At 61.4% G+C, this 9,469-nt stretch carries 8 protein-coding genes; 5 read left to right on the top strand and 3 right to left on the bottom strand.

Translation table 11 applies throughout. The features are described 5' to 3' along the window. The coding region (locus tag Q0J75_RS02995) for an ATP-binding cassette domain-containing protein (protein WP_297196642.1) at positions 1–578 on the bottom strand (578 nt) is incomplete at its 3' end. Positions 579–722: 144 nt separating this feature from the next. Between Q0J75_RS02995 and Q0J75_RS02990 the strand changes: the two genes are divergently transcribed. Continuing rightward, positions 723–1,328, top strand: coding sequence for a rubrerythrin (locus Q0J75_RS02990; protein ID WP_297196640.1), 606 nt, complete (start codon positions 723–725; stop codon positions 1,326–1,328). A gap of 3 nt (positions 1,329–1,331) precedes the next feature. Here the strand turns inward: Q0J75_RS02990 and Q0J75_RS02985 are convergent, their stop codons facing one another. Next, positions 1,332–2,156 (bottom strand): putative RNA methyltransferase, encoded by an 825-nt coding sequence (locus Q0J75_RS02985; protein WP_297196637.1) that lies wholly within the window; start codon positions 2,154–2,156, stop codon positions 1,332–1,334. A 181-nt stretch (positions 2,157–2,337) separates the two neighbouring features. Between Q0J75_RS02985 and Q0J75_RS02980 the strand changes: the two genes are divergently transcribed. The 3 genes from Q0J75_RS02980 (at position 2,338) to metG (ending at position 6,827) form a co-directional block, all read left to right on the top strand. Further along, the gene (locus tag Q0J75_RS02980; RefSeq protein ID WP_297196635.1) at positions 2,338–3,933 is read left to right on the top strand and encodes an ABC-F family ATP-binding cassette domain-containing protein; all 1,596 of its coding nucleotides are present in this window, start codon (positions 2,338–2,340) and stop codon (positions 3,931–3,933) included. A 109-nt stretch (positions 3,934–4,042) separates the two neighbouring features. Continuing rightward, the gene (locus Q0J75_RS02975; RefSeq protein ID WP_297196633.1) at positions 4,043–4,864 is read left to right on the top strand and encodes a hypothetical protein; all 822 of its coding nucleotides are present in this window, start codon (positions 4,043–4,045) and stop codon (positions 4,862–4,864) included. Then, entirely contained in the window at positions 4,857–6,827 is a 1,971-nt protein-coding gene (gene metG, locus Q0J75_RS02970) for a methionine--tRNA ligase (RefSeq protein WP_297196631.1), read from the top strand. The genes Q0J75_RS02975 and metG overlap by 8 nt, the downstream gene beginning before the upstream one ends. A 111-nt stretch (positions 6,828–6,938) precedes the next feature. On the opposite strand, the gene Q0J75_RS02965 is transcribed toward metG, so the two are convergent. Further along, entirely contained in the window at positions 6,939–8,306 is a 1,368-nt protein-coding gene (locus tag Q0J75_RS02965) for a citrate/2-methylcitrate synthase (protein ID WP_297196629.1), read from the bottom strand. 134 nt (positions 8,307–8,440) lie between these two features. Between Q0J75_RS02965 and spoIID the strand changes: the two genes are divergently transcribed. Then, entirely contained in the window at positions 8,441–9,445 is a 1,005-nt protein-coding gene (gene spoIID / locus Q0J75_RS02960) for a stage II sporulation protein D (RefSeq protein WP_297196627.1), read from the top strand. Positions 9,446–9,469: the final 24 nt, after the last annotated feature.

Raw genomic sequence — 9,469 nt, 5'->3', positions numbered from 1 at the left:
ATGAGGGTGGCCTCCCGCTTCTGGTGGATGAGCTTGAAGGTCTCGGTGAGCTTGGCGAAGGACCACAGGTCGATGCCGGCCTCCGGCTCGTCAAAGATCATCAGGCCGGTTTTCCGGGCCAGGATGGTGGCGATCTCGATGCGTTTGACCTCGCCGCCGGACAGGGAGGCGTCCACCTCCCGGTCGATATAGTCCCCGGCGCACAGACCCACCTTGGTCAGGTACTGGCACCCCTCCTCCCGGGTCAGCTGTTCGCTGCCGGCGGCCAAGGCCAGCAGGTCTTTTACCTTCAGGCCCTTGAACCGGGGGGGCTGCTGGAAGCCATAGCTGATGCCCAGCCGGGCCCGTCCGGTGATATCCAGGTTGGTGATATCGGTGCCGTTCCAGCGGATGGAACCGCCGGTGGGCTGGACCAGGCCCATGATGGCCTTAGCCAGCGTGGTCTTGCCGCCGCCGTTGGGGCCGGTGATGACCACGAATTGGTGGTCCTTGACGGAGAGGGAGACGTCGTTGAGGATGCCCAGCTCCTGGCCTTCCTCTCCCTCCACCTGATAGCTGAGATGATTGATCTCCAGCATAAACGGTCTCTCCTTTGTGTGTGGTTGATTCCATGAATAACTATTTTATCACGGAAGGGCGAAAAATACAACCCTGAGCGGGGCAAATCTTACCTGGACGGCATAGGATAGAGGGAATCTATACCGAATGGGGAGGCAGTACATATGCAACAGGAATTGCTGCCCGGCTGCAGCCGGGAGGTTTTTGAACGGGTGTGGAAACGGGTCATGCCGGAGGCGCGGCAGGATTGTCCCTTTGAGGTGGCGCTGCCGGAGGAACGGCCCCTGCCGGCGGTGGTGACCTCCGCCGTTCCAGCGGTGGACAGGGAAGTGGAGACGGGGGAGGAGGAGATCACCTGTCTGGGCCCGGCCTCGGCGGTCCATGGTCCCCAGCTCCAGCAGTACATCGACCAGGAGCTGGCGGCTCACCGGTGCTGTCAGGCCATGGCCCGGCGGGTACCGGGGAGCGGAGGGCGGATGCTCTCGGCGCTGGCTGCGGAAAAACGGCGGCGGGCCAAACGGCTGAGCACCGCCTATTTTCTCATCTCCGGGGTGCGGTACTGGCCTGTGGATCGGGGGAGTGCGCCGGCCCTCCAGCCGGTCCAGGCCGCTTTGCGGGAGCAGTTTCAGGCCCAGCAGCGGGGGGCGGCCTGTTACCGGGCGGCCGCCGCCGGTACCGCCGACCCCTGCCTGGAGGCGCTCTTCCACGAGTCGGCGGAGGAGGCGGAGACCCACGCCCAGATCATCCGGGGGGTGCTGGAACAGCTGTAGGACTTACCCCTCCCGCCGGAACACATGGATGCGGAAGGAGGCCTGCACCGTCAGACCCTCCAGCGCCGCCAGCCGCTGGGCCCCCTCCTTGGGGGTCTTCCAGTAGTAGGGGGTCATCTGGAACAGGTCGGGCAGGTCCTCCCCCGCCACCTCCAGCCGGGTATCCACCGGCACCACCGTTTCATAGGCAAAGCCCTCATAGGGGATCTCCTGTTCCTGATTGGGATAGGGACGGTCGTAGAGCACCTGTTTCAGCTCCCACAGGTGGCTGGCGGCGGGCACTACATAGAGGAAAGTGCCGCCGGGGCGGAGCACCCGCCGGAATTCCTCCAAAGCCAGGGGAGAGAAGCAGTTGAGCAGCAGGTCCACGCTGCGGCCTGCCACCGGCAGGTGGTAGGCCGAGGCCACGGCAAACTCTCCAGCAGGTACCCGCTTGGCGGCCAGCCGCACCGAGGGCTTGGACAGGTCGATGCCCACCAGCGCCACCGTCCGGCCCGCCCCGGTGAGGGCGGCGTAGATACCGGCGGTGTAATAGCCCTCGCCGCAGCCTGAGTCCAGCACCGCCGCCGACCCTCCGGTGTGGTCCAGGGCCAGAGCACACAGGGCCTGACGCAGGGGGGCATAGTAGTCCTTGGACAGAAAGCGGTTGCGGGCGGTCACCATACCCTTGTCGTCGCCGGGGGCTTTGGAGTGCTTCCGGTTGGCGGGGAGCAGGTGGACATATCCCTCCCGGGCCACGTCAAAACAGTGGCCGTTGGGGCAGGTATAGGCGCTCTGGTTCCGCTCCAGCGGGGCGGCGCACAGAGGGCAGCAAAACAGGCTCACCATAGGTCATCTCCGTTCAAAAGGGATACCGGTATCATACCAGCCTGCCGGAGAGAACGCAAGGACCCTCCGGCGGGCTGCATTTTTTTCTGGTTCGGGTTTGTTTTTTCCTTTTTCTATGGTATACTGTAAAATCGCGAAGATTTTCCGGGCCTGTCCCGGCCATTGACAAAAGGAGTACGACATGATCACTGTTTCCGACCTGACCCTGGCCTACAGCGGCCAGCCCCTCTTTTCCCATGTGGATTTGCAGTTTGTAAAGGGCAACTGCTACGGCATCATCGGCGCCAATGGCGCAGGCAAGTCCACCTTTCTGAAGATCCTCTCCGGCGATCTGGAGCCCACCTCCGGCGAGGTGTCCATCCTGCCCAAGACCCGCATGTCGGTGCTCAAGCAGGACCAGAACGCCTACAACGCCTATAACGTGATGGATACCGTCATCATGGGCAACCAGCGGCTGTACGACATCGGCAAGGAGAAGGATGCCCTCTATGAAAAGGAAGAAATGACCGAGGAGGACGGCATCCGGGCCTGCGAGCTGGAAGAGGAGTTTGCCGAGCTGGGCGGCTGGGAGGCCGAGAGCGACGCCTCCCGCATCCTTCAGGGCCTGGGTGTAGGCACCGAGTTCCACCAGACCTCCATGGAGACCCTGGACGCCCGGCTGAAGGTGAAGGTGCTGCTGGCCCAGGCTCTGTTCGGCAACCCGGACATCCTGCTGCTGGACGAGCCCACCAACAACCTGGACATCAACGCTGTCAACTGGCTGGAGGACTTTTTGCTGGACTTTGAGGGCACCGTCATCGTGGTGTCCCATGACCGGCACTTCCTCAACACCATCTGTACCCACATTGTGGATATCGACTACAACAAAATCAAGCTCTACGTGGGCAACTACGATTTCTGGTATGACGCCTCCCAGCTCATGCAGAACCTGATGAAGAACCAGAACAAGAAGAACGAGGAGAAGGCCCAGGAGCTGAAGGAGTTTATCTCCCGCTTCTCCGCCAACAAGTCCAAGTCCAAGCAGGCCACCGCCCGGCGGAAGCTGCTGGAAAAGATCACTCTGGAGGAGATCCCCGCCTCCTCCCGCCGATATCCCTGGGTGGCCTTCTCTCCCGACCGGGAGGTGGGCAAGGACATCCTCTTTGTCACCGATGTGTCCAAGACCATCGACGGGGTGAAGGTGCTGGACAAGGTGTCCTTCATCGTGGGCCACGGGGACAAGATCGCCTTTGTGGGGGACAACGAGAACGCCCACACCGCCCTGTTCAAGATCCTGGCCGGGGAGATGGAGCCCGACGAGGGCACCGTGAAGTGGGGCCAGACCGCCACCTTCTCCTACTTCCCCAAGGACAACACCGAGTTCTTCAAGGACTGCGACGACAACCTGGTGGAGTGGCTGCGCCAGTGGTCCACCGATCCCCACGAGGCTTACCTCCGGGGCTTTTTGGGCCGGATGCTCTTCTCCGGCGACGAGGTGTACAAGCCGGTGAAGGTACTCTCCGGCGGCGAGAAGGTGCGGTGCATGCTCTCCCGCATGATGCTGTCGGGGGCCAACGTGCTGCTGCTGGACCAGCCCACCAACCATCTGGACCTGGAGTCCATCGCCGCCCTGAACAACGGCCTGGAGGCCGTCAAGTGCAATGTGCTGGTGGCCTCCCACGACCATCAGCTCATCCAGACCGTGTGTAACCGGGTGTTCGACTTTACCTCGGACGGCCAGCTCATTGACCGGAAGATGACCTATGACGAGTATCTGGAGAGCCAGAAGGCGGAGTAAGGTGATTGCACTGTTCCGACACCGTTCCCCGAAAGAAAAGGGTGTCATTGGGGCAAAACTGTGCTATAATCATTACTTGTAACATTTCCATCCGGAAAGGATACTGACTATGCGAAAAGAGATCCTTCTGCCCGCCGTGGCCGTGGCGGGCGGGGCGGTGGGTTTTGCCCTGCGGCACTGGGAGCTGACCACCGCCTTTGAGGCGGACACCGGCCTGCCCATTGCCGGCGCCCCCGCCACCTATGCCCTCATTGCCTTCTCCGTGGTGATGGTGGCTTTGCTGGCGGTCCTCAGCCTGACGGCGAAATACCCCAAGTTCCAGGGCTATGACCAGGCCTTTTCCGCCAAAAACAACACCCTGTACGCCACGGTGGGGGTGCTCTCTGGCTTTCTGCTCATTGGAGCCGGGGGCCTGATGGTCTATGAGTTCATGCAGGGCACCAACCTGCTCTATACCCGTATCATCGTGGCTGCCATGGCGGTGGCCTCCGGCCTGTGCGTTATGGACACCGTGCGGAGCAACTTCAAAGGGGAGGGGGGCGGCAAATACAGCGTTCCCCTGCTGATCCCCGCCTTTGCCTTCTGCGTGTGGCTCATCGCCGCCTATCAGGTGCGGGCGGGGGACCCGGTGCAGCTGGACTATGTGTATGAGCTGTTTGCCATCATCGCCAGCCTGCTGGGCCTCTACTTCATGGCCGGGTTTTCCTTTGAGAAGGGCAAGTGCGGCCCCATGGTGCTGTTCTCCCTGCTGGGGGTGTATTTTTCCCTTACCACTCTGGCCGACCAGCACGACTGGGGCACCCTGGCCCTGTATGCCTTTTCCATTGTCTATCTGCTGACCTCCAGCGCCTTGCTGCTGTACAATGCCGCCCGGCCGCTCCCCGCGGCGGAGCCGGACGAGAACGATACGGAGGGATCTTCTGATGCCTGAGAAAAAGAAATTTTATATCACCACCCCCATCTATTACCCCTCGGATAAGCTCCACATCGGCCATGCCTACAGCACGGTGGCCACCGACGCCATGGCCCGCTACAAGCGCCTCACCGGCTGCGACGTGATGTTCCTCACCGGCACCGACGAGCACGGTCAGAAGATCGAGGACAAGGCCAAGGCCGCCGGGGTCACCCCCCAGCAGTATGTGGACAACATCGTGGACGGGCCCCGGGGCGTTCGGGACCTGTGGAAGCTGATGAACATTTCCAACGACCGGTTCATCCGCACCACCGACGATTACCATGTGGCCGCTATCCAGAAGATTTTCAAGGCCATGTACGACAAGGGCGACATCTACAAGGGTACCTATCAGGGCAAGTACTGCAAGGACTGCGAGGCCTTCTGGACCGAGACCCAGCTGGTGGACGGCAAGTGCCCTGACTGCGGCCGTCCCGTTCAGGACGCTCAGGAGGAGGCCTACTTCTTCCGCCTGTCCAAGTATGCCGACCGGGTCCAGCACCTGCTGGAGGACACCGACTTTTTGGAGCCCCGCTCCCGGGTCAATGAGATGGTGAACAACTTCATCAAGCCCGGCCTGGAGGACCTGTGCGTTTCCCGCACCTCCTTTAAGTGGGGCATCCCGGTGGACTTTGATCCCGGCCATGTGGTCTATGTGTGGATCGACGCCCTCTTCAACTACACAACCGCCCTGGGCTTTATGAACGACAAGTATCACGACTTTGACAAGTTCTGGCCCGCCGACGTCCATTTCATCGGCAAGGAGATCGTCCGGTTCCACTCCATCATCTGGCCCGCCATGCTCATGAGCATGGACCTGCCCCTGCCCAAGAAGGTGTTCGGCCACGGCTGGCTGCTGCTGGACGGCGGCAAGATGAGCAAGTCCAAGGGCAATGTGGTGGACCCCTATCTGCTGGCCGAGCGCTACGGCGTGGACGCCCTGCGCTACTTCCTGCTGCGGGAGTTCCCCTTCGGCACCGACGGCAATTTCTCCAATGAGGCCCTGATCGGCCGCATCAATACCGATCTGGCCAACGACCTGGGTAATCTGGTGAGCCGTACCACCGCCATGGTGGGCAAGTATTTTGGGCAAAATCTGCCCGGCTGCGCCGACGCCGACCCCGCTATGGACGGCGAGCTCATGGATCTGGCCCGCGGCCTGCGGGACCTCTATGAGGAGCAGATGGAGCACTACGCCTTCCAGAACGCCCTGATGGAGATCTTCAAGCTCATCGGTCGGGCCAACAAGTATATCGACGAAAATAAGCCCTGGCTGCTGGCCAAGGACGAGGCCCAGAAGCCCCGCCTGGCCCGGGTGCTCTATAACCTGCTGGAGTGCGTGCGCATTTCGGCGGTGCTGCTCACCCCCTTTATGCCCGACACCTGCCAGAAGATCTTTGAGCAGATCGGCGCTGGGGAGGAGCTGCGGACCTGGGCGTCCGCCAAGGAGTGGGGCCTGCTGCCGGTGGACGCCCCTGTTCAGAAGGGGAATGGACTCTTCCCCCGCATTGACATGGAAAAGGAGCTGAAGGAATTGGAAGAGATGCACAAAAAGCCGGTGGAGGCTGAGGCTCCCAAGGCCGAGGTACCTGCCGAGCCGGAGTATATTACCATTGACGAGTTCAACAAGGTGAAGTTTGTGACCGCCAAGATCCTGGCCTGCGAGGCGGTGCCCAAGTCCTCCAAGCTGCTCCGCTTTACGCTGGACTGCGGCGAGGGAATCCCCCGCCAGATCCTCTCCGGCATCCATGAGTACTATGAGCCCGAGGAGCTGGTGGGCAAGACGGTGGTGGCCTGCACCAACCTGAAGCCCCGGAAGATGATGGGGATCATGTCCAATGGCATGTTGATCTCCGCCGTCAAGGAGGAGCCCGACGGCTCCGAGAAGCTCCACCTTATTATGCTGGACGACAAGGTGCCCGCCGGTTACGGGCTGTGCTGAGGCCGCAAAAGAGCTGATTTGCGCCTGAGAGCGCGAACCCTACAAGTCATTCAATACAAGATCAAAAAAGAGACGCTGCGTATGCAGCGTCTCTTTTTTGATCTTGGAATCTTACCGCTGGTCCAGGGGGACAAAGGGCCGCATGGGGGCCACCGCCTTATAGGCCGGGCGGATGATGCGGTTGCCCGGCTGATAGACCTCCTCAATGCGGTGGGCACACCAGCCCACGATACGGGCCACGGCAAACAGGGGGGTGTACAGCTCCTGAGGAATCCCCATCATCTTATACACCATGCCGGAGAACAGGTCCACGTTGGCGCACACCACCTTGTCCTCCCCCTTTACCGACAGCAGTACCTCGGGGGTGAGCCGCTCCACCGTCTCGTAGAGCTCAAACTCGTCCAGCATCCCCTTGGTCTCCGCCAGCTGTTTGGCAAACCGCTTGAGAATGACGGCCCGGGGATCGGACAGGGTGTAGATGGCGTGGCCCATACCGTAGATGAGGCCCGACTTGTCGCCGGCCTCCTTCCGTAGCAGCTTGCCCAGGAAGGAGCGGACCTCGTCCTCGTCCTTCCAGTCCTTCACCTCGTCCTCGATGTAGCCGAACATCTCCATGACCTTTTTGTTGGCGCCGCCGTGGCGGGGACCCTTCAGGGAGCCAACCGCCGCGGCGATGGCGGAATAGGTATCGGTGCCCGAGGAGGACAGTACCCGGCAGGCAAAGGCGGAGTTGTTGCCGCCGCCGTGCTCGGCGTGGAGCACCAGGCACAGGTCCAGCAGCCGGGCCTCCTGCTCGGTGAACTGATTGTCGTGGCGGACGGAGTAGAGGAAGTTCTCCGCCACGCTCAGCCCCGGCTGAGGCCGGTGGAGGTAGAGGGATTCGTTGTCATAGTAGTGGCGCTTGACAGCGAAGGCATGGGCCACAATGACGGGCACCCGGGCCATGAGCTGCACTGCCTGCCGCAGCTGGTTGGGCAGAGACATATCGTCCGGGTTGTCATCATAGGAGTACAGAGCCAGCACCGACCGGGCCAGCTTGTTCATCACGTCGGGGCTGGGGGCCTTGATGATCATATCCTCGGTAAACATGTGGGGCAGGGTGTGGCTGTCGCTGAGCATCTGCTGAAAGGCGGCCAGCTGCTCCCGGGTGGGCAGGGTGCCAAAAAGGAGCAGATAGGCGGTCTCCTCAAAGCCGAAGCGGTTTTCCCGCACAAAGCCGTTGACCAGCTCATCCACGTCGATGCCCCGGTAGATCAGCTTGCCGGGGGCGGGAAACCGCTCGCCGTCCTGGAGATAGTAACCCAGCACGTTGCCGATCTGGGTGACTCCGGCCATAACGCCGGTGCCGTCGGCGTTGCGCAGGCCCCGCTTCACCCGGTAGCGCTCATAGTAAGCGGGATCGATCTGGTTATATTTGCGGTATTCCTCACATAGACTCTGTATGAAGTCCATGGACGTGTCCTTCTCCGGGTTTTGCATTTTCAGCCTCTCCTTTGCCCAAATACTTTTACACGGTATTGTACAACCATTTGGAAAAACAGTCAATATTCAAAATGACGGATGGAGAACTTGAAATACCATAAAATACAACTTGCAAAAAGGAGGTGGTTGAAATGCGACAGGTGGCGGTCACCGCCCTGGCTCTGCTGCTGGCCCTCTTCCTGCTGCCGCTGCTGCTGGTGCCCCAGGGCGAGAGCCAGCTTCCTGTGGAGAGCGGCAACCTGCCCATCGACCGCACGGTGGTCACCCCGGAGGCCTCACTGGACAGCGGGCGGCAGGTCAAGGTCCAACGGGCTGACGGCCAGGTGGAGACCATGGCTCTGGACGACTATCTGTGGGGGGTGGTGGCTGCCGAGATGCCCGCCGCTTTTGAGCCAGAGGCTCTGAAAGCCCAGGCGGTGGCGGCCCGCACCTATACCGACGCCAAAATGGAGCGTACCACTTCCAAACATCCGGAGACAGACGTATGCACCGACGTGACCTGCTGTCAGGCCTACCGCACCAAGGAAGAGGCGGCGGCCAGCTGGGGGGACAACGCCCAGGCCTACACCGACAAGATCGCATCGGCTGTGGCAGAGACCGACGGGGTGGCGGTGCTCTACGGCGGCAAGCCCATCCAGGCCGTCTTTTTCTCCTCGGCCGACGGGCGGACGGTGGATGCGGTGGAGGTATGGGGCAACGCGGTGCCCTATCTCACTGGGGTGGACAGCCCTGAGGGGGAGGAGGTACCCAACTATCACTCCACCGTCACCGTGCTGCTGGAGGAGTTCAAGACCACTCTGCTGGCCAAATACCCCGAAGCCGATCTGTCCGGGGACCCTGCCGGATGGTTTTCCAACACGGTGTCCAACTCCGCCGGCGGGGTGAGCAGTGTGGATGTGGGGGGTGTGACGGTCAGCGGGCAGGACCTGCGCACCCTGTTTTCTCTCCGCTCCACCAGCTTTACCGTGACCGCCGGAGCGGACGGGGTGACCTTTTCGGTCACCGGCTACGGCCATGGAGTGGGTATGAGCCAGTACGGGGCCAACGCCATGGCCAAGGAGGGCAAAGGCTATGAGGAGATTTTAAAGTGGTATTATACCGGGGTGGAAGTGGAAGTCTATCGTCCCGATACATAAAAACTCTTAGAGCGCCCAAAATCT

The sequence above is a fragment of the uncultured Flavonifractor sp. genome (assembly GCF_944385615.1).
In the GTDB taxonomy this organism is placed as follows: Bacteria; Bacillota; Clostridia; order Oscillospirales; family Oscillospiraceae; genus Flavonifractor.
Note: the sequence above shows the minus strand (reverse complement) of the source record. Positions and strands in the feature narration are given on the sequence as shown.